The 17,919-nt window shown below is 68.7% G+C and carries 19 protein-coding genes; 10 read left to right on the top strand and 9 right to left on the bottom strand.

Annotated features, from left to right (window positions below):
- Positions 1-41 precede the first annotated feature (41 nt).
- Positions 42-248, top strand: coding sequence for a hypothetical protein (locus tag AWC12_RS08645; protein WP_024447555.1), 207 nt, complete (start codon positions 42-44; stop codon positions 246-248).
- On the opposite strand, the gene AWC12_RS08640 is transcribed toward AWC12_RS08645, so the two are convergent.
- The gene (locus AWC12_RS08640) at positions 245-3,208 is read right to left on the bottom strand and encodes an arabinosyltransferase domain-containing protein (protein ID WP_133057321.1); all 2,964 of its coding nucleotides are present in this window, start codon (positions 3,206-3,208) and stop codon (positions 245-247) included. The genes AWC12_RS08645 and AWC12_RS08640 overlap by 4 nt on opposite strands.
- 128 nt (positions 3,209-3,336) lie before the next feature.
- Between AWC12_RS08640 and AWC12_RS08635 the strand changes: the two genes are divergently transcribed.
- Genes AWC12_RS08635 through AWC12_RS08625 form a run of 3 tightly spaced genes read left to right on the top strand, consistent with a single transcriptional unit; the run spans position 3,337 to position 6,312 of the window.
- A complete protein-coding gene (locus AWC12_RS08635; protein ID WP_024447557.1) occupies positions 3,337-4,113 on the top strand; it encodes an S-methyl-5'-thioadenosine phosphorylase in 777 nt (258 codons plus the stop codon).
- On the top strand, positions 4,110-5,156 hold the full coding sequence (locus tag AWC12_RS08630; protein ID WP_085173614.1) for an NAD-dependent epimerase/dehydratase family protein: 1,047 nt from the start codon (positions 4,110-4,112) through the stop codon (positions 5,154-5,156). Before AWC12_RS08635 ends, AWC12_RS08630 begins: the two co-directional genes overlap by 4 nt.
- A gap of 25 nt (positions 5,157-5,181) precedes the next feature.
- Positions 5,182-6,312: an NAD(P)H-dependent flavin oxidoreductase gene (locus AWC12_RS08625; RefSeq protein ID WP_085173612.1), complete on the top strand. Its 1,131-nt coding sequence runs from the start codon at positions 5,182-5,184 to the stop codon at positions 6,310-6,312.
- Between the two features lie 72 nt (positions 6,313-6,384).
- Here AWC12_RS08625 and AWC12_RS08620 read toward each other — a convergent pair whose 3' ends face one another.
- Positions 6,385-7,410, bottom strand: a complete 1,026-nt coding sequence (locus AWC12_RS08620; protein WP_024447560.1) for a sensor histidine kinase — start codon at positions 7,408-7,410, stop codon at positions 6,385-6,387.
- Positions 7,397-8,104 carry a response regulator transcription factor gene (locus AWC12_RS08615; protein ID WP_024447561.1) on the bottom strand — a complete coding sequence of 236 codons (708 nt, stop codon included), beginning with the start codon at positions 8,102-8,104 and terminating at the stop codon, positions 7,397-7,399. Before AWC12_RS08615 ends, AWC12_RS08620 begins: the two co-directional genes overlap by 14 nt.
- Before the next feature lie 101 nt (positions 8,105-8,205).
- Between AWC12_RS08615 and AWC12_RS08610 the strand changes: the two genes are divergently transcribed.
- Genes AWC12_RS08610 through AWC12_RS08600 form a run of 3 tightly spaced genes read left to right on the top strand, consistent with a single transcriptional unit; the run spans position 8,206 to position 10,153 of the window.
- Positions 8,206-8,856 carry a glycosyltransferase family 2 protein gene (locus AWC12_RS08610; RefSeq protein ID WP_024447562.1) on the top strand — a complete coding sequence of 217 codons (651 nt, stop codon included), beginning with the start codon at positions 8,206-8,208 and terminating at the stop codon, positions 8,854-8,856.
- Positions 8,829-9,527 (top strand): TIGR04282 family arsenosugar biosynthesis glycosyltransferase, encoded by a 699-nt coding sequence (locus tag AWC12_RS08605; protein ID WP_234813890.1) that lies wholly within the window; start codon positions 8,829-8,831, stop codon positions 9,525-9,527. Before AWC12_RS08610 ends, AWC12_RS08605 begins: the two co-directional genes overlap by 28 nt.
- Positions 9,527-10,153 (top strand): methyltransferase domain-containing protein, encoded by a 627-nt coding sequence (locus AWC12_RS08600; RefSeq protein WP_085173610.1) that lies wholly within the window; start codon positions 9,527-9,529, stop codon positions 10,151-10,153. The genes AWC12_RS08605 and AWC12_RS08600 overlap by 1 nt, the downstream gene beginning before the upstream one ends.
- A gap of 74 nt (positions 10,154-10,227) precedes the next feature.
- Here AWC12_RS08600 and AWC12_RS08595 read toward each other — a convergent pair whose 3' ends face one another.
- From AWC12_RS08595 to AWC12_RS08580, 4 genes are all read right to left on the bottom strand, one after another.
- Entirely contained in the window at positions 10,228-11,574 is a 1,347-nt protein-coding gene (locus AWC12_RS08595) for a hypothetical protein (RefSeq protein ID WP_085173608.1), read from the bottom strand.
- A gap of 124 nt (positions 11,575-11,698) precedes the next feature.
- On the bottom strand, positions 11,699-12,313 hold the full coding sequence (locus AWC12_RS08590) for a pyridoxamine 5'-phosphate oxidase family protein (protein WP_085173606.1): 615 nt from the start codon (positions 12,311-12,313) through the stop codon (positions 11,699-11,701).
- Positions 12,314-12,355: 42 nt separating this feature from the next.
- Positions 12,356-13,438: an o-succinylbenzoate--CoA ligase gene (gene menE / locus AWC12_RS08585; RefSeq protein WP_085173604.1), complete on the bottom strand. Its 1,083-nt coding sequence runs from the start codon at positions 13,436-13,438 to the stop codon at positions 12,356-12,358.
- Between the two features lie 56 nt (positions 13,439-13,494).
- Positions 13,495-13,815 (bottom strand): DUF3349 domain-containing protein, encoded by a 321-nt coding sequence (locus AWC12_RS08580; protein ID WP_085173602.1) that lies wholly within the window; start codon positions 13,813-13,815, stop codon positions 13,495-13,497.
- A 222-nt stretch (positions 13,816-14,037) separates the two neighbouring features.
- Between AWC12_RS08580 and AWC12_RS08575 the strand changes: the two genes are divergently transcribed.
- Genes AWC12_RS08575 through AWC12_RS08565 form a run of 3 tightly spaced genes read left to right on the top strand, consistent with a single transcriptional unit; the run spans position 14,038 to position 15,901 of the window.
- Positions 14,038-15,279 (top strand): inorganic phosphate transporter, encoded by a 1,242-nt coding sequence (locus AWC12_RS08575; protein ID WP_024447569.1) that lies wholly within the window; start codon positions 14,038-14,040, stop codon positions 15,277-15,279.
- 14 nt (positions 15,280-15,293) lie between these two features.
- Positions 15,294-15,578 (top strand): hypothetical protein, encoded by a 285-nt coding sequence (locus AWC12_RS08570; protein ID WP_024447570.1) that lies wholly within the window; start codon positions 15,294-15,296, stop codon positions 15,576-15,578.
- Positions 15,579-15,589: 11 nt separating this feature from the next.
- On the top strand, positions 15,590-15,901 hold the full coding sequence (locus tag AWC12_RS08565) for a DUF3349 domain-containing protein (protein ID WP_085173839.1): 312 nt from the start codon (positions 15,590-15,592) through the stop codon (positions 15,899-15,901).
- A 56-nt stretch (positions 15,902-15,957) separates the two neighbouring features.
- Here the strand turns inward: AWC12_RS08565 and AWC12_RS08560 are convergent, their stop codons facing one another.
- On the bottom strand, positions 15,958-16,344 hold the full coding sequence (locus AWC12_RS08560; RefSeq protein WP_024447572.1) for a VOC family protein: 387 nt from the start codon (positions 16,342-16,344) through the stop codon (positions 15,958-15,960).
- A 23-nt stretch (positions 16,345-16,367) separates the two neighbouring features.
- Positions 16,368-17,918, bottom strand: a complete 1,551-nt coding sequence (locus AWC12_RS08555) for a long-chain-fatty-acid--CoA ligase (RefSeq protein ID WP_085173600.1) — start codon at positions 17,916-17,918, stop codon at positions 16,368-16,370.
- Position 17,919: the final 1 nt, after the last annotated feature.

Raw genomic sequence — 17,919 nt, 5'->3', positions numbered from 1 at the left:
ACGGTCAGTCTTGCAGGTGCCGGCCGTGGCACACTGGGCGCATGGATGACCGGCTCAGCAAGGCCGAGATCGGCAAGGATGCGGTGCAAGAGATCGTCGGCGCGGGCGCGTCGACGGTCGGGGAGATCACATCGATCATCACCACCGCGGTCAAGGACGTTGCGAACGCGATCGGCGGCTTCGCCACCGACGTTTTCGAGATCCGCGACGGCGCGCGGCGCGCCGCCGGGGAATCCGACGAGGTCTAGACGCTGGGACGGATGCCGCGCAGCGCGCCGACACCCCACACCTGCCTGCGGGTTGTGGTGCGTGCGTAAGCATTTGGCGAAGCCGTATCCCCGGGGATCCTGACCGAGCCCCAGTCGAGCTCGGGGTGGCCCACCAATCTGCTCGGAATCTCGTTCAGCGGTTCGAACTCGACGAGCCCGGCGAAGGTCCCGCCGATCTCGGCGTTGCGGTCGTCGGTCAGCCAGGGCCGCGGCGATTCGATGACGGCGCGCGGCGTTTCGGCCACGCCACCCGACACCATGGGGATGTCGCGGACGCAGGGGAACAGAAACGACTGCGGCCAGCTGACCAGCACCGGCCCGTTGTCGGCCAGGAAGTCGTTGAGCGGCACGACGTAGCGCAATCGCGGCCCGGTGAATGCCAGCCAGCCCACCTCGTCGGTGCGGCCGTCGATTGCGCGCACCCGCACCCTGTTGGCCCCCGCGGGCACCTCGGCGGCGTCGACACCCAGTGACCGCCACAGCGGGTGCGCGGGGTCTTCGTCGACGGCGGGCCGGTCGACGACGGTACTCGCCCCCAGCACATCGACGTCTGCTCCATCGCCTTTGCCGAACTCCAGAATCAGTGCGTTCGCACCGGAGGCCCGGCCTGAAACCGACAGTGCCACACCGGCATCGGGTGTCAACGGGGGCAGATCGAACCATTGGGTGGTGATCTCGCCTGTGGTCTGCGCGCCGGCGGCCCGGCTACCCCACAGGAAGGCCGAGGTGTTCAGGCCCGGCGGATCCGGTGGCGGCGCACCGGGAAAGTAGCCCGACCGTCGCGTGAAACCGGCGGTCTGTTCTTCGGCTTGGGTCGACGTCAACACCGGACCATCGGGCAACAGTTCGATGTCGTCGGCGAGCCCACACACACGGGTGCCCGCGAGCCGGTCCACGTTGATCATTGCCAGCGACCCCACGCCGCGGCGCATCGGCGCCGTCGCGAACGTGCCGACCAGCATGATCAGCGACGCACTCAACGCAACCAGCGTCAGCGCCGCGGGTGCCAGCGCCGACACGCGGCCCATGCTGCGAAGCCGTCCCGCCAGCACCACAGAGACGCCACCGCCTGCGAGTGCGGCAGCCCACAGCAGCGGACTGTCGAGTGGTACCTCGGCGGGCCGTATCGGACCGGTCGTCCATGGGAGGTCGTACAGAACGGGCAGCCACCAGGCGTTGGGGCCGGCGAACGCCAGTGCGGCCGCTCCGGCCAGCAGCGCCGACCCCGCCACGCCCACGACCGCGACCCATCGGTCCGGGGTGCGCGCCCGCCGGACGAGCAGCAGGATCGTCACCGTCAGGAACGGCGCGAAGACGCCGGCGAGGGCGCCGAGGTGATAGGACCACTTCGACGGCGCCACCGCGAGCAGCAGCAGAGCCACGATGACCACGCAGGCCAGCTGCGCGGCGACCGGCCCCACCCCGTCGCGGTCCCGGCGCCGCACCGTCAGCGCACCCACGACCGCCAGCAGCGCGCCGGTGACCAGCACGGGCATGCGCTTGGCGAAGCTGCCCTGTTGATCTGGCTGCAACAGGTGTGCGTAGCGGCTGGGTTCCTCGTACCACGGCAGGGCGGGACCGAATGCGGTGTGCCAGTCGGTGGCGGTGACCAGAGCGTCCCAGGTCTGATCACCGAAGATCACCGTAAATGCCACGGCGGCAACGCAACCCACCAGCCCGGCGGTTACCGCCGGGGGTGTCGTGGCGTTGCGGGCGGCTGCAGCGAGCCGGGGTGCGAAGACGAGCATGGGGGCGGCCACGAGCACACCGGTCGGGCTGATCGGGACGGTCAACGCGGCGACCAGTGCCAGCCGGCTCAGATCGGCGGGGTCACGCGCACGCAGGGCAAACGCCAGGGTGGCTGCTACGCCGAGTGCGACATAGGACTCCGGCCGCGTACCGAGATTGAACGGCAACCACGCGACGAGCAGACAGAGCGCGGCCAGCGCGCGTACCCGTACCGTCGCCGCCACCGCGGGCACGGCCGCGCCGAGCACGCCGCGGCTGACCACGAACCAGGTTGCCACCGCGGCCAGGGTGCCGGGCAGTCGCAACCACAGCGGCGCGATGCTGATGTCGGTCAACGGGGCGAGCAACTGCTGACTGAAGGCGAAGGGCACCTCGGCGGCGTCCCACCACCGGTAGTAATTGCCAGGGTTGCCCGTCGCGGCGACGTTGCGGGCGATCATGGTCGCCCAGCCGTCGTCGACCGCGAGCGGTCCGATGACAGCCCATCCGAGGAATGTCGTCACCACCGCGACGTCGATCCACCACACACCGCGCGGGCGTAGCCGCAGCCGCGCGGGCGGACCGCGTCCTCGGTGCAGGAGGAGCAGCGCGGCGGCGGCCGCGAGCAGCTGCGCCGCGATGAGGACGCTCTTGAGCGCCGTCGGCGTCGTGGCGAACGGCCCGCCGACGGTGACGGTCACCGACAGGTCCGCGGCCTGCGCGGTCGTGAGATCGGTATGGAACCCGTAGACCTGCGGCACCGGTGCGCCGGCGAGATGGGAGGTTCGGCCGTCAGCCCCGACGATTGACATCCCGCCGGCCACTGACTGGATGCTGACCTGGCAGTTTGCCGGCTCGGCGGGAAGGTACAGCTGCTCGTCGTGGTCGTCGAGGCGCACCCGCACTCCGGCTGCCGATGCGGTGACCACCAGCCCGGCGCCGTCGGCCGCGGTGGCCAGCACAGTCGGGGGAACCGGCTGGGCAGCGGCCGCCCGCAACGCGGTGCAGGGAATCGACGCGGTCAGGGTGTTCGGCCGGTCCGGCGCGATCAGTGCGGTGCTTGAGGCAGCGGGCCGTCCGGGAGCGGGCCACGTCAGCGTCGTGGTCTCTGCGACCACCGGCGCGAACGGCAGCAGCAACGCGGTCATCACACCCGTCAGGCCGACGAGGAGTGCGATGCAGGTCTGGTGTCGTGCCGAGGGAGTCCGCATAGAATCGCCCGCCAGCGTGCCCACCGGAGCGGCGGCTGGGGCGCGTCAACGACCGAACGTCACACGTCTGTCACGGGTCGTCTGTTCTCCCATGCGCACAATGGTGGGATGCGCACCGGAGCTCTCGAGTGTTAGGCGTCATCGGCGGTAGCGGGTTTTACTCGTTCTTCGGCCCTGATGCGCGCGCGGTCAGCGTCGACACCCCGTACGGCCCACCCAGTGCGGCGATCACGGTCGGCACCGTCGGCGAGCACGAGGTGGCCTTCCTCCCACGCCATGGTGTCGACCACGAGTTCTCGCCGCACACCGTTCCATACCGCGCGAACATGTGGGCGCTGCGCGCGCTCGGGGTGCGGCGCATCTTCGGGCCGTGTGCGGTCGGCAGCCTGGACCCTGCGTTGGGTCCCGGCGCGATGGTCGTCCCCGATCAGCTGGTGGACCGCACGACGGGCCGCGCCGACACCTACTTCGACTCCGGCGGGATCCATGTGGGGTTCGCCGACCCGTACTGCCCGTCGCTGCGGGATGCGGTCACAGGTCTGCCCGGCGTCGTCGACGGTGGCGCAATGGTGGTGATCCAGGGGCCCAGGTTCTCGACGCGTGCGGAGAGCCAGTGGTTCGCCGCCCAGGGTTTCCGATTGGTCAACATGACCGGGTATCCCGAGTCTGTGCTGGCTCGCGAGCTGGAGATGTGTTATGCGGCAATCGCTTTGGTGACCGATGTGGATGCCGGCGTCGAGTCCGGCCAGGGTGTCAAGGCGGTCGACGTATTCGCCGAGTTCGAGCGAAACCTGGTGCCGTTCAAGCAGCTCGTCCATGAGGCCGTCGAGAACGTCACCGCAGAACGAACGTGCACGCACTGTCTCCCGCACGACGGGGTGCAGCTGCCCTTCGATCTGCCATGAGGGTATTGCTCACCGGCGCAGCCGGTTTCATCGGGACCCGGATTCGCGCGCAGCTCGCCGACGCCGGGCACGATGTCGTCGCCGTGGACGTGATGCTTCCCGCCGCGCACGGTGACGACGCGGTGCTGCCGGGCGACGTGCGCCGCGTCGACATCCGTGACGCCGCCGCCGTCGCCGAGTTACTCGCAGGCGTCGACGTGGTCTGCCACCAGGCGGCCGTGGTGGGGGCCGGCGTCAACGCCGCCGACGCACCGTCGTACGGATCGCACAACGACTACGGGACGACGGTGTTGCTCGCGGAGATGTTCGCCGCGGGCTGCCGGCGGTTGGTCCTCGCGTCGTCGATGGTGGTGTACGGCCAAGGCCGCTTCGTGTGTCCGGAACACGGCGACGTCGAGCCGCTGCCGCGCACCCGCGCCGATCTGGACGCCGGACGGTTCGACCATCGATGCCCGATCGGCGGGGAATCCGTGGACTGGGCGCTCGTCGGCGAGGACGCGCCGTTGAGGCCGCGCAGCCTGTACGCGGCCAGCAAGGTCGCGCAGGAGCATTACGCGCTGGCCTGGGCCGAGTCGACAGGCGGTTCTGTTGTCGCGCTGCGCTATCACAACGTCTACGGGCCGGGAATGCCCCGCGACACGCCCTACTCCGGTGTCGCCGCGATCTTCCGGTCCTCTCTCGAAAAAGGAGAGGCGCCAAAGGTTTTCGAAGACGGCGGGCAGATGCGTGACTTCGTCCACGTCGGCGACATCGCCGCGGCCAACGTCGCGTCGATCGAGGCGGGCCTGGACGGCTTCTCGGCGTTCAACGTGTGTTCGGGCAGGCCGGTGTCGATCCTCGATGTCGCCTCGTCGCTGTGTGAGACCCGTGGCGACGTCACGCCGCAGGTCACCGGGCAGTACCGGAGCGGCGACGTCCGGCACATCGTGGCGGATCCGGCCAGGGCCGCGGAGGTTCTGGGCTTCACTGCTGCGGTGAAGCCCGCCGATGGGCTGCGTGAGTTCGCGACGGCGCCGCTACGTGGGGTTCCCAAGAATTCTTGACACCCGTCAAGCCATACTGTGAGGCATGACGTCCACAGCGCTGTGTACACAGTTCGGCATCGACTTCCCGCTCTTCGCGTTCAGCCACTGCCGTGACGTGGTGGCCGCGGTCACCAACGCCGGTGGATTCGGCGTCCTCGGCGCGACCGCCTACTCGCCGTCCCAGCTGGACCAGGAGCTGGCCTGGATCGACGAGGCCGTCGCGGGCAAGCCTTACGGTGTCGACCTGATCGTGCCCGCCAAGTTCGAAGGCAAGGGGGAGAAGCTTTCGACCTCGGATCTGGCCGAGCGCATCCCGCAGCAGTACCGCGACCTCGTCGACGACCTGCTGCGCGCCCACGACATCGAACCCGAGCCGAACCGCCGTCTGGGCGGCTCGTCGCTGTCGGGGGACACCGGCCGCGATCTGCTCGACGTTGCTCTGACGCACCCGGTCAAGCTCATCGCCAATGCCCTCGGTGTGCCACCGGATTACATGATCGAGGCGGGCAAAGAGCGAGGCATCCCGGTCGCGGCGCTGGTCGGCGCCAAGGAGCACGCTGTGAAGCAGGTGGCCGCAGGCGTCGACCTGATCGTCGCGCAGGGCACCGAGGCCGGTGGGCACTGCGGGGAGGTCAGCACGCTGGTCGTGGTACCGGAGGTGATCGAAGCCATCGAGCAGGCAGGTTCGGCCGTGCCTGTGCTCGCGGCGGGCGGCATCGTGACGGGCAGACAGATGGCAGGCATGGTCGCGATGGGCGCGGCGGGGGCGTGGACGGGCTCGGTGTGGCTGACCACCGAGGAGGCTGAGACCGCACCGCACACGGTGGCCAAGATGCTGGCGGCGACGTCACGCGACACTGTGCGTTCGGCCGGCCGCACGGGTAAGCCGTCGCGGCAGCTGGTCTCGGACTGGACGAACGCCTGGGCGCCGGCCAAGCACGGGCATCAGCCGCTGGGCCTGCCGCTGCAGTCGATGCTGTGCGAGCCGGTGATCCGCCGCATCGACGTGCTGGCCTCGCAGGGCCACGACGGCGCTCAGGCGCTGGCGACGTATTTCGTCGGGCAGGGTGTCGGCCTGATGAACAAGGTCAAGCCTGCCCGTGAGGTGGTGCGCGAGTTCATCGAGGATTACGTGGCGGCCGCGGAGCGCCTGAGCAACTCACTGCCCGGCTGACCCACCACGGAATAGCATTCCTGGCAGTACTTCCGAGCCAGATCACGACCAGGAATGCTATTCCGCGGAAACTCAGTCGGCGGCCAGCGGCAGGCGAACCTCGAAGCGCGCGCCCGTCGGCAGGTTGTGCGCCGACAGCGTGCCACGGTGGGCCTGCACCAGCCCGGCCGCGATGGCCAGCCCGAGTCCTGACCCGCTGGGCAGCGACGAATCCGCCCGCGGGATACGGCTGTTGGAACCGCGGTAGGCGACGTCGAACACCCGCGGTAGGTCGGCCTCGTCGATGCCGACGCCGGTGTCGTCGACGCGGGCCCAGGCGCTGTTCTCATCGGCGCCCAGCGCTAGCTCCACGCTGCCACCGGTCGGCGTATGGGCGATCGCGTTGGCCACCAGGTTCGACAGCACCCGCACCAGCGCGCGGTCGCTGCCGACCACCCGCACCGGTTGCTCGGGCAGATTCGCCGCGAGCCGCACTCCGGCACGCTCGGCGGCGATCCGGTGCGCGGCAAGCACATCGTCGACGACCTCGTCGAGGGCCACTTTGTCGAACGACGGGGTCAGCGCTCCGGCATTGATCTTCGACATCTCGAAGAGGTCGTCCACCATCTCCGAAAGCCGGATCGACTCGTGTTCGATGTGTTTGGCGTGCACGCGCACTTCCTCGTCAGGAACGACGCCGTCGGCGATCGCCTCCGATACCGCGCGGATCCCGGCCAGCGGGGTCCGCAGATCGTGGCTGACGAACGCGACGAGTTGGCGCCGCGACTGCTCGGCGGCCCGCTCCGAGTCGCGAATCTCGGCCTCCCACACCGTGCGTCGCGCTTGATAGCGGCCGAGCATGACCGCTGCGGGGATGGCGACGATCGAGACGATCACCAGCACGACGCCGGTCTTCTCGAACGTCTGGGTGATCATGAATCCGCTCGCACCCAGAACTCCGGCCAGCGTCGCCAGTACCGGAATCAGCACCAGCGCGACCATGCTCGCCGCGAGCGACCACGATCTGGCCAGCCGGACCACGGCTGCACCGGCCAGCACCACGGGTACCGAGCAGGCCAGCGCCCAGCCGACGATTTCCCAGAAGTCAGGCGTCGGCATCCGGCAGCCCCGCCGCTGAACCTTCGGCCGACCACATGTAACCCCGGCCCCACACGGTTTGCACGCGATGGCGATCACCGAGCTTTGAGCGCAGCCGCTTCACATGCACCGTCACTGTCGACAGATCCCCGAAATCCCAGTGCCACACCTGCTTGAGCAGGTCTTCCCGAGTGAAGACGGTGTCGGCGTGGGTGAGGAAGAAGAGCAGGAGATCGAACTCGCGATTGGTGAGACTGACCGGTTTGCCCCCGACGGTGACCGAGCGCGACGCCGTCGCGATCTTCAGATCCCCGGAGGTGATGTCGACGGGAAGCACCCCGGTGGCGGCCGGCGATCGGCGCAGCACCGACTTGACGCGCAGCGCCAGCTCGCGGGGGCTGAACGGTTTCGTCAGGTAGTCGTCGGCGCCCGCCTCCAGGCCTGCGATGCGATCATCCTCCTCGCCCAGGGCCGTCAGCAGGATCACCGGCACCGAGTAGTCGCCACCTTGGCGCAGGCTCCGGCACAGAGCCATGCCGTCGGGGCCCGGCATCATCACATCGAGGACGGCCACGTCGATGCGCTGGGAACGCAGAAGCCGTAGGGCCTCAGAGCCGTCGTGTGCGGTGGACACGTCGAGCCCGTCGCGTTCCAGGTAGCGACGGACGACGTCGCGAACGACGTCGTCGTCATCGGCGATGAGGACTCTGGTCACCGGATCGAGGTTAGCGCGGCAAACCCACTACCAGCGTCGATGTCACCGTTTTGTCAGGCTTGCCTGACATCTGGCCTGGCCACCCCGCCTAGCGTGGTCGTATGCCCGACGTGACGGTGGTACTTCCGTGCCTCGACGAGGCCGCCTCGCTGCCTGGCGTGCTTACCGCAATTCCGCACGGGTACAGGGCTTTGGTGGTTGACAACAACAGCACCGACGGCACCGCCGAGGTCGCGCGCAGTCACGGTGCGACGGTGGTTGCCGAGAAGACACCCGGATACGGTGCGGCCGTGCATGCCGGCGTGGTCGCCGCGACGACGCCCATCGTGGCCGTCCTCGACGGCGACGGCTCACTGGATCCGCGCGACCTTCCCGCGTTGGTGGCTGACGTCGAGGCGGGCGCCGACATGGCAATAGGGCGCCGCCGCCCGACGCCTGGGCTGAAGTGGCCATGGCATGCCCGGCTCGGGACGGCCGCGGTGTCCTGGCGGCTCAGGCAGCGACACGGTCTGCAGGTCCACGACATCGCGCCGATGCGGGTGGCCCGCCGCGACGCACTTCTTGCGCTCGGTGTGGTGGACCGGCGCTCCGGCTACCCCCTGGAGCTTCTCGTGCGGGCCGCACAGGCCGGCTGGTCGGTCACTGAGCGAGATGTCGACTATGGACCCCGCACCGGGGGAACGTCGAAGGTCAGCGGTTCGGTGCGCGGCAGTGCGATCGCCGCGTGGGACTTCTGGCGAGCGATCTCGTGACGCAGGTGTGCCTGCTGGTCGTCGCCAAGGCCCCGGTGCCCGGGCTCGCGAAGACCCGCCTTGCCGCCACCCTGGGTGACGACAAGGCCGCCGAAATCGCCGCGGCGGCGTTGCTGGACACGCTCGACGTGGTGGCGCGGACACCGGCTGCGGCGCGCGTCGTCGCGATGACCGGCAACCTCGATTCCGCCGCATGTGCTGACGAGATCCGTTCGCGCCTGGATGCTTTCACGGTGCTGCCGCAGCGTGGCGACGGCTTCGCCGATCGGCTCGCCAACGCGCATCTGGATGCCGCCGCGGCGACGGGTGGGCTCCCGATCGTCCAGATCGGGATGGATACTCCCCAGGTCGACACCGAACAGCTGACCCGGTGCGCAGACGCGCTCTCCGACCACGACGCTGCGTTGGGCATGGCGCTCGACGGTGGCTGGTGGGTGCTCGGTGTACGGGATGCAGCCCAGGCTGACTGCCTGCGCAGCGTGCCGATGTCGGAACCAGACACCGGTGCTGTAACGCTTGAGGCGTTGCGGCACACCCACAGCCGGGTGGCTCTCCTGGACGAACTCGCCGACGTGGACACGATCGCCGACATCCGCGGGGTTCGACGGGCTTGTGCGCCCCAATCCCGGTTCTGGCATGTCACCGCCGATGTTTCGACAGGGGAGGACTGATGTTCGGGAAGTTGTACGACCGTGCGCTGGACGGCGAGCGATGTTGGGTGCGGCGGGACGACGGACGCGTCAGCCGACTGCCGGTCAACAGCTGGCTGGGGGGAATCGGTGCCGACACCGAATTCGACGAAGCGTTGGTCGACATGTGTGACGGGCCGACCATCGACCTGGGTTGTGGGCCGGGACGTTTGGTGGCTCACCTGGTGAACAGGGGGGTTCCCGCACTCGGTGTCGACCTGTCCGAGACCGCGGTCGAATTGGCGCGCAACAGCGGGGCGCCCGCGCTGCGCCGCGATGTGTTCGCCGAACTTCCGGCGATGGGTCGCTGGCAGACGGTGCTGCTCGCCGATGGCAACGTCGGACTCGGTGGGGATCCCCGTCGAATTTTGCAGCGGGCTGCCGAGCTGCTGCGTCAGGGCGGCCGCTGCCTGGCTGAATTCGATTCGGAGACAAAAGGTATCGACGTCAGCTGGGTGCGGCTGGAGTCGTCGAACACGATCGGCCCGTGGTTTCGCTGGGCGGTCGTCGGCATCGACTCGGTGCCTGAGCTGGCCGCTGACGTCGGCCTCGTCCTGTCGGACGTGCATCGCATCGGCAGGCGAGTGGTCGCGAGCCTGCTCGCGTGAGCAGCGCCTCGCCACGCGGGACGGCGGTGACCGCCCGCGTCGGCGTGGCTCTCGGTGTGGTGGCGGCGCGATTGCTACCAGTTCGTCAGAATGAAGTGGTTGATCGCGAGGGCGCCGATCACGTTGAGCGCCAACCACCACCGCAGTGATCGCCAGGGAAGCAACGCCGCCGCCGCGACCAGCCAAACGGTGAACGGTAGCCAGATGCGTTCGGTTTCGGCCTTGCTCAGCCGCGACAGATCGGCGAACACAATCGCCAGCAGCGCCCCGAACACCAGCAGGTGCAGCCCGGAGCGCCGCTTGACCGCAGCGATGTCGAAGGCCCTGCCCAGCCCGGCGACGCTGCCGAGTCCGATGGCACACACCGTCGCGGCGAAGTTCGCCCAGCCCCAGTATTGGAACGGTCGCTCCATCGCGATGCCCTGCCAGTACCGCTCCTGGACCAGCAGATAGCCGTCGTACCACCAGAATCCGGCCGCGAAGAACACGGCGGCCACCGCTGCGGCCACCACGACGGCCGGGACCAGGACGCGCACCGCGGCACGCCATGACCTGGCACTGAGCAGCACGGCGACGGCGGGCAGCGCCATCAACCCCAGGCCGTAATTGAGGAAGATGCCCCACCCCAGGAGCAGACCGGCGCCTGCCGCTGCCAGCAGCGGCAGCCGGATCGTCCCGGTGACGGCCAGCGCCAGCAGTGCGATGCCCCAGGCCGCCACACCCGCGAAGTACCCGTCCGCGGAGACGGCGATCCAGATCGCCGTCGGAGCGACGGCGGCGAACACGGCGGCTTTGCGCGCGGTGTCTTCGTCGGCCAGCGCGCGCACCGTGACGACGACCGCGGCCGCGATGCTCGAACCGGCGAGCAGCGAGAGCAGTCCCGCCCACGCGCCGCCGGCCAGGCCGATGCGATCGAGCCACACATAGGTCAGCAGGGCGCCCGGCGGATGTCCCGAGACGTGGGTGATCCAGGAGTCGGGCTGGAAGTCGAGGATCCGGCTCGCGAAGGTGCGCAGCATCACCGGGATGTCGGTGACGGTCGGCACCTCGAGCAGGTATTCGTGCTTGGCTGTCAGGCGCCCTGCGAAACCACGCTGCCAGCCGTCGATCATCGCGAGGCTGAACGCCCACGCACACGACACTGCCCATGCCGTCCACGGCAGCCACCGCCACGGCAGGCGTTGCGCGATCGTGGGGCCCCACAGCACGGCCGCGGCGGCGATCGCGATGGCCGGGATGGTGCCGGGGCCGACGTGGGTGTTCCACCAGCCGAAGATCGGCGACGTCGCGGCGAAGTCGCGGAAGCGTTCCGGGGTCGCATTGAGCAGCGGGGTGACCGTCTCCAGATGCAGGTGCGGGACGACGAAGGCCGCGACGACGAGCACAACGGCCACCGCGACCGCACCCGCCTCCTTACGCATCCCCCGATTCTGCGCGAGCGCGCGTGTCTGCACGCCGACACTCCGTGTCAGGGCGTGCAAAACCGCGCGCTCGCCGGGCGTGAGCTGCGGGAAGTCGCCGCCAGCCGTCAGATAGTCGTAAGGATCAATAGAGGATCTTGCGCATGTTGTCTTCATCGAGGTGCTTACGCAGCTCGTCGATGTCGGCGTCGGCGTCCATCAACTTGACCAGTTGCGCCACGCTCGGCACCGCCGTCGGGTTCCAGGCCTCCGGCTTCCACGCGTCGGACCGCAGAAACGCCTTCGCGCAGTGAAAGAACACCTCCTCGATCGCGATCTCCAGCGCGAGGATGGGGCGCTTACCCTGCACGGCCATGGCGTCGAAGTAGTCGGCGTCGGCCATCACGCGGGCGCTGCCGTTGATCCGGAGGGTGTCGCCCCGTCCGGGGATGACGAACAGCGTGCCGACGCGCGGGCGTTGAAGCACGTTGACGTAGCCGTCGACGCGCTTATTGCCGGGACGTTCGGGGATAGCGATGGTCCCCTCGTCGATGATGTGCACGAACCCCGGCGGATCGCCCTTCGGCGACACGTCCATCCGGCCGTCGGCATCCATCGTCGCGACGAATCCGAGCGGTGAATGCGACAGCCAGTGCTGCTCGATCGGCGACAGATGGTCGCGCACCTTGTTCGCGACGAAGGCATTCGGATGCCCGACGATCGCGCGCAATTCGTCCACGGAGGTCACTTCACGGCTCATGACCCCATCATGAGCCCCCGCCACTCGCCGCGGGCGGCCACCTCAGGAGCCGAACAACCGCACCAGCGTCCGTCGGTCCACCTTGCCGATGCCGTGGCGGGGGAGTTCGCCGACGAAGTGCACTTCGCGCGGCGCAGCCGTGGACGGCAGCGTCTCGGCGACGTGGGAACGCAACTCCGCCAACGTCGTTGACGATCCCGTGTGCACGACGACGGCGGCGGCCACCCGCTGTCCGAGTCGGTCGTCGGGCACCCCGAAGACGGCGCATTCGGCGACGGCGGGATGGGTGGCCAGCGCTGCTTCGACAACCCCGGGCATCACGGTGAGACCCCCGGTGCTGATGGCATCGTCTGCCCGTCCGACGACGCGCAGCACTCCGGCGTCGTCGACAACGCCGACGTCGTCGGTGCGAAACCAGCCCGGATCGCGGAATGGGTCGGGCGTAACGGGGTTGCGGTATCCGGCAGCGACGGTCGGGCCGCCCAGCGAGATCCGTCCGTCGTCGTCCACCGCGACTTCGACGCCGCGCAGCGGGACGCCGTCGTACACGCAGCCGCCGGCGGTCTCGCTCATCCCGTACGTTCTGACCACGGAGATCCCGGCTGCCGAGGCCTTTTCGGCGACACCCGCGGGCATCGGACCGCCGCCGATCAGCACGGCGTCCAACTCCGCCAGCGCCGCCGCAGCGCGGGAGTCCTTCAACGCCTTGTCGATCTGGACCGCCACCAGCGACGCGTAGCGACGATCCCCGCCCATCCCCTCGATCGCGGAGACGAGATCCGCGGGATCGAAGGACGCGGCCACAGCGGCGGGCGTCGTCCCCGCGACGACGCTGCGGACCAGAACCTGGAAGCCCGCCACGTGATAGGCGGGCAGCGCCAGCAGCCAGTGTCCGGGCCCGCCGAGCCGCTCGTGGGTCGCCTCGGCACTGGCGAGCAGGGCCGCGGGGGTCAACTGAGCGCCTTTCGGGGTGCCTGTCGTCCCCGAGGTCGACAGCACGGCGCCGACTCCGTCGGCGATCTCCTCACCGGCGCGCAGAGCAGTGGACAACGCGGCGGCGTGATCGGGGTTCTCGGCCGGCACCGGGAGCACGCTGGCGCGGCCGTCGAGGACCTCGGTGACCACCCGAAGGTCCGCCAGTGCTGTTGCGCCCGAACCGAAGCCGACGGCGCGCAGGAGGGCTATTGCGCGTCCTCCGCGTCATCCGGATCGTCCAGGGGCCAGCCTTGCGCGGCCAGCCGTAACCGAACGCGCTCGATGTCCTCGATCGAGGGAAGCTCATCGGTGATCTCGGTGATGAGCACCCCGATGTCGGCGGTGTCGACGTCGGGGGATCCGGGGAGTTCCGAGCGGGCTCGCAGCTCGGCGACCACAGCCTTGACTTCCTCGTCGGTGAGACGGCGGCGCAGTAGCGCCAGGAGCGGGACGCGATCGGGTCCCGGCACGCCCTCCGGATATCCGGCGACGATCCAGTTCACGATCCTTGCGAGAAACTTCGTCACGCGCTCACTCCCCACGGAGGCGTCGACTGCCCCGAACCGTTGATCTTAATCGCGCGATTCACTGGGAACTTCCTGTGAACTGGTGTTGGCTAACTCTCGACCCGCCGCCGATGAACATTCTATGAATAACAACGTCTGATCAGGAGAAACGGCACGTCGCGACCGATGTCGAAACTCGCGATAAGTCGGCGATTCAGTTAGCCAGGCCCCACAATCAACGCTATGAGCGCAGAGCTGATCATTCTGGTGCTGTTGATTGCCACAGCGCTGGCTTTCGACTTCACCAACGGGTTCCACGACACCGGGAACGCGATGGCGACGTCGATCGCCACGGGCGCCCTCAAGCCCAAGACGGCGGTTCTGTTGGCGGGCGTCCTGAACCTCGTCGGGGCCTTTCTCTCCGTCGAGGTCGCCGTCACGGTGACGACCTCGGTGCTCAAGGTGCAGGACAGCAAGTCCGGTGACCTTCTGCCCGGCATCGACGCCTCGATGGGGCTGACGATCATCTTCGCGGGCCTCATCGGCGGCATCCTGTGGAATCTGCTGACGTGGCTTTTCGGCATCCCTTCCAGCTCGTCGCACGCCCTCTTCGGTGGTCTGATCGGTGCTGGTCTGGCGGCACTGGGCACCTCGGGCGTCAACTGGTCCGGCGTCACCCAGAAGGTGCTCATCCCGGCCGTCGCCGCGCCGGTCATCGCGTGCCTGGTCGCCGCCTGCGGCACCTGGATGGTCTACGCCATCACCAAGAGGGTCGCCGAGAAGCGTCGGCGGGAAGGCTTCCGCTGGGGTCAGATCGCGACCGCGTCCCTGGTCGCGCTGTCCCACGGCACCAACGACGCCCAGAAGACGATGGGTGTCATCGCGCTCGCGCTCATCACCACCGGCCACCTGACCGGGGACGTGAAGGAGCAGGGGCTGCCGTTCTGGATCATCTTCAGCTGCGCCGTGGCCATCGGTCTCGGTACCTACCTCGGTGGCTGGCGGGTCATCCGCACCCTGGGCAAGGGTCTCGTCGAGATCGAGTCACCCCAGGGCTTCGCTGCCGAAGCATCCTCGGCGGCAATCATTCTCAGTTCCAGCGCCGCCGGCATGGCGCTGTCGACCACGCACGTCGCGACCGGCTCGATCCTCGGCAGCGGTGTCGGCAAGCCGGGTGCCGAGGTGCGCTGGGCGGTCGCGGGCCGGATGGCCGTCGCCTGGCTGATCACGCTGCCGGCTGCCGGTCTGGTCGGTGCACTCTCGTACTGGCTGTCACATGGCGTGGAAGCGGTGACGGGCACGGCACTGGCCGGTGACGGTCTGATCTTCCTGGTCCTCGTCGGCCTCTCCGGCTACATGTGGTGGCGCGCCCAGCAGCAGAAGGTCGACCACAACAACGTCAACGCCGACTGGGACGCCTCAACCAACTCCGTGGTGCCCGCCGAAATGCGCGAAGCTGCCCCCAAGCCGTCCGCCACGGTCTGACCGAAGGAACTCACATGGTGTACCTGGAGAGCATCCTCAAGGTGCTCGGCATCGGCCTGCTGCTCGGCGCCGGTCTGCCGGCGGTCTTCGCGCTCGGTCTGGTCGCGTACTCGCGCGGCGCGGGCGGCGACGGGACCGATGGCGCGGCGGTCGCCCCGAACCCCGCGGCCAAATTCCTGGGCGTGGCGCTCTTCGTGTTCGTCGGATGGGTGATCCTCACCGCGGTCCTGTGGATCACGCGGGCGACGATCATCCACCACTTCGGCATCGACCTGTTTCCGTTCCTCCCCAAGAAGTGAGCGACGCGCACATGGCTGAGAACGACGCCCCGAACGCCTTCGACAAAATCCTGGGCTGGCTGCACCAGGGCTACCCGCACGGCGTTCCGCAGACGGACTACTTCGCGCTGCTGGCACTGCTGTCCCGCACGCTCACCGAGGACGAGGTCGTCAAGGTCGCGCAGCTCGTGCTGAAGGGCAACAACTCCGACAGCGTGACGCCCGAGGAGATCCGCGCCGCGATCCACCTGGTCACCGACAAAGAGCCCAATCCCGAAGAGATGCACCAGGTCGCGGCACGCCTGGCGTCGGTGGGCTGGCCGCTGGCGGCGCCCGCAAACTAGCCATACGGCGGGACTCCTCAACGCGGCTCGTGCCTCGCCGCTTGATCGTCGTCCCGCTAGCCGCGGGTGTCCCGGCGCAGCGGGTGATCTTCGGGCACCTGGACGAAGATCAGCGTGACGCCGTCGGGATCGAGAACGTGCATCTCGTGCAGGCCCCACGGCTCGCGACGCGCCTCGCGCGCGACCTCGACGCCGCGGCCCCGCAGCTCGTCCTGGGCCGCAGCGAGGTCGCGCACCTGCAGCCACAGCGCCCCGGGGAACGGCGGCGCTCCGTCGGCCGGGCCGCCGTGGCCGGCGATCTCGACCAGCGACTGACCGGCGTAGAACACGGTGCCGCCGCTGTATTCCCTGGCGATGGCGAGCCCGATGCCGTCGCGATAGAACGCGACCGACCGCTCATAGTCCTTCGGACGGAACAGCACCCGGCTCGCCAGGATCTCCATGGGTGATGTGTCTACCACGCCCTTCAGCCGATAGGGCGGTCCCTACCTTCCCAGTGCGGTTCGCGCAGTGCGCGTTTAAGGATCTTGCCACTCGGGTTTCGCGGCAGCGCGTCGACGAAGTCGACGGATTTGGGGAGCTTGAAGCCGGCGAGCCGATTCCGCGCGTATGAGATCAGGGCGGCCTCGGTGGGCTCGGTGCCGCGAACCGCGACGATGACCGCCTTCACCGCCTCGCCCCATCGACGGTCGGGCACCCCGATGACGGCCACGTCGGCGACGTCCGGATGGGTCATCAGGACGTTCTCGACTTCGGCGGGGTACACGTTTTCCCCGCCGGAGACGATCATGTCCTTGAGCCGGTCGTGCAGGTAGAGGTAGCCCTCGGCGTCGAGGTATCCGGCGTCCCCGGTCTTGAGCCAGCCGTCCTCGGTGAGGGTGGCTGCTGTCGCGTCCGGATTGTTCCAGTATCCGAGCATGTTCTGGTCCGACTTGGTCCATACTTCGCCGACGGTGCCGGGCGGCGCGTCGGCACCGCTGCCGTCGACACCGCTGCCGTCGACGATGCGAATCCGCACCCACGGGTAGGGCTTTCCGCATGACCGCAGCAGTTCCGGCACGTGGTCGGCCCCGTCGAGTTGGGTGATCGAGCCCGTCGTCTCGGTCATTCCGTAGACCTGAGCGAAGATCCCACCGAACCGTCGCATCCCCCGGACCAGGACGTCGTCGCTGATCGGGGATGCTCCGTAGACGATCACCCGCAGCCCTGAGAAGTCGACGTCGACGAGACCGGTTGTGTCGAGCAGGGATTGGATGACCGCGGGTACGAGCAGCATGTTGGTGATGCCGCGTCGGCGGATCGCTTCGAGGATCGCCTGCGGGTCGACCTCGCGCAGCACCACGGTCGTCGCGCCCTCCCAGAGGCCGGCTAGCGCCCATCCGAAGCCGGCCATGTGGAACAGCGGCATCACCGCGAGGCTGACCGAGTCCGCGTCGAACTTCCAGGGCCCGGCTACACCGGCGGTCTTGCAGAGAAAGTTGGTGTTGCCGAGCATGACACCTTTGGGCAGTCCGGTGGTTCCCGAGGTGTACATCAGCATCACCAGATCGTCGGGGCCGGTGACGACACCGGGGTCCACGGCGGGGTGCCCGGCGACCCAGCGATCGAATTCCGGCCAGCGGGAGTGGTTTCCGATGACGACGATGGTCGCGTCCAGCTCGTGCTCGATCGTTTCGAGGTGTCCGACGAACTCTTGCCCGACCACCACTACCGACGCCCCGGAGTCGGTGATGACGTGGCCCATCTCGGGTGCGGCCAGCCGCCAGTTGACCGGCACACCGACCGCGCCGAGTTTGGCCAAAGCGAAGGCGACATCGAAGAATTCGATGCTGTTGCGTTCGACGAACGCGACCCTGTCGCCGACTCCCACCCCGACGCTCGCGAATGCCTGTGCCGCACGGTTGGATCGGTCGTCGAGTTCCCGGTAGCTGATCGTCGCATCACCGACGATCAGCGCTGGTGCGTCCGGCCGCTCGCGGCCGTGTCGGCGCACGACGTCGGCAAGGTTGCAGAACAAC

The sequence above is a fragment of the Mycolicibacterium iranicum genome (genome assembly GCF_002101705.1).
Classification (GTDB): domain Bacteria; phylum Actinomycetota; class Actinomycetes; order Mycobacteriales; family Mycobacteriaceae; genus Mycobacterium; species Mycobacterium iranicum.
The sequence above is the reverse complement of the archived record's forward strand: the minus strand, read 5'-3'. Positions and strand labels throughout refer to the sequence as shown.

Bases quoted from the DNA above. Each gene is read 5' to 3' on its own strand.
- AWC12_RS08600 (WP_085173610.1), top strand. From the start codon at position 9,527: ATGTTCGGGAAGTTGTACGACCGTGCGCTGGACGGCGAGCGATGTTGG.
- AWC12_RS08560 (WP_024447572.1), bottom strand. From the start codon at position 16,344: ATGGAGATCCTGGCGAGCCGGGTGCTGTTCCGTCCGAAGGACTATGAG.
- AWC12_RS08630 (WP_085173614.1), top strand. From the start codon at position 4,110: ATGAGGGTATTGCTCACCGGCGCAGCCGGTTTCATCGGGACCCGGATT.
- AWC12_RS08645 (WP_024447555.1), top strand. From the start codon at position 42: ATGGATGACCGGCTCAGCAAGGCCGAGATCGGCAAGGATGCGGTGCAA.
- AWC12_RS08565 (WP_085173839.1), top strand. From the start codon at position 15,590: ATGGCTGAGAACGACGCCCCGAACGCCTTCGACAAAATCCTGGGCTGG.
- AWC12_RS08575 (WP_024447569.1), top strand. From the start codon at position 14,038: ATGAGCGCAGAGCTGATCATTCTGGTGCTGTTGATTGCCACAGCGCTG.
- AWC12_RS08625 (WP_085173612.1), top strand. From the start codon at position 5,182: ATGACGTCCACAGCGCTGTGTACACAGTTCGGCATCGACTTCCCGCTC.
- AWC12_RS08590 (WP_085173606.1), bottom strand. From the start codon at position 12,313: ATGAGCCGTGAAGTGACCTCCGTGGACGAATTGCGCGCGATCGTCGGG.
- AWC12_RS08620 (WP_024447560.1), bottom strand. From the start codon at position 7,410: ATGCCGACGCCTGACTTCTGGGAAATCGTCGGCTGGGCGCTGGCCTGC.
- AWC12_RS08610 (WP_024447562.1), top strand. From the start codon at position 8,206: ATGCCCGACGTGACGGTGGTACTTCCGTGCCTCGACGAGGCCGCCTCG.
- AWC12_RS08640 (WP_133057321.1), bottom strand. From the start codon at position 3,208: ATGCGGACTCCCTCGGCACGACACCAGACCTGCATCGCACTCCTCGTC.
- AWC12_RS08570 (WP_024447570.1), top strand. From the start codon at position 15,294: ATGGTGTACCTGGAGAGCATCCTCAAGGTGCTCGGCATCGGCCTGCTG.
- AWC12_RS08595 (WP_085173608.1), bottom strand. From the start codon at position 11,574: ATGCGTAAGGAGGCGGGTGCGGTCGCGGTGGCCGTTGTGCTCGTCGTC.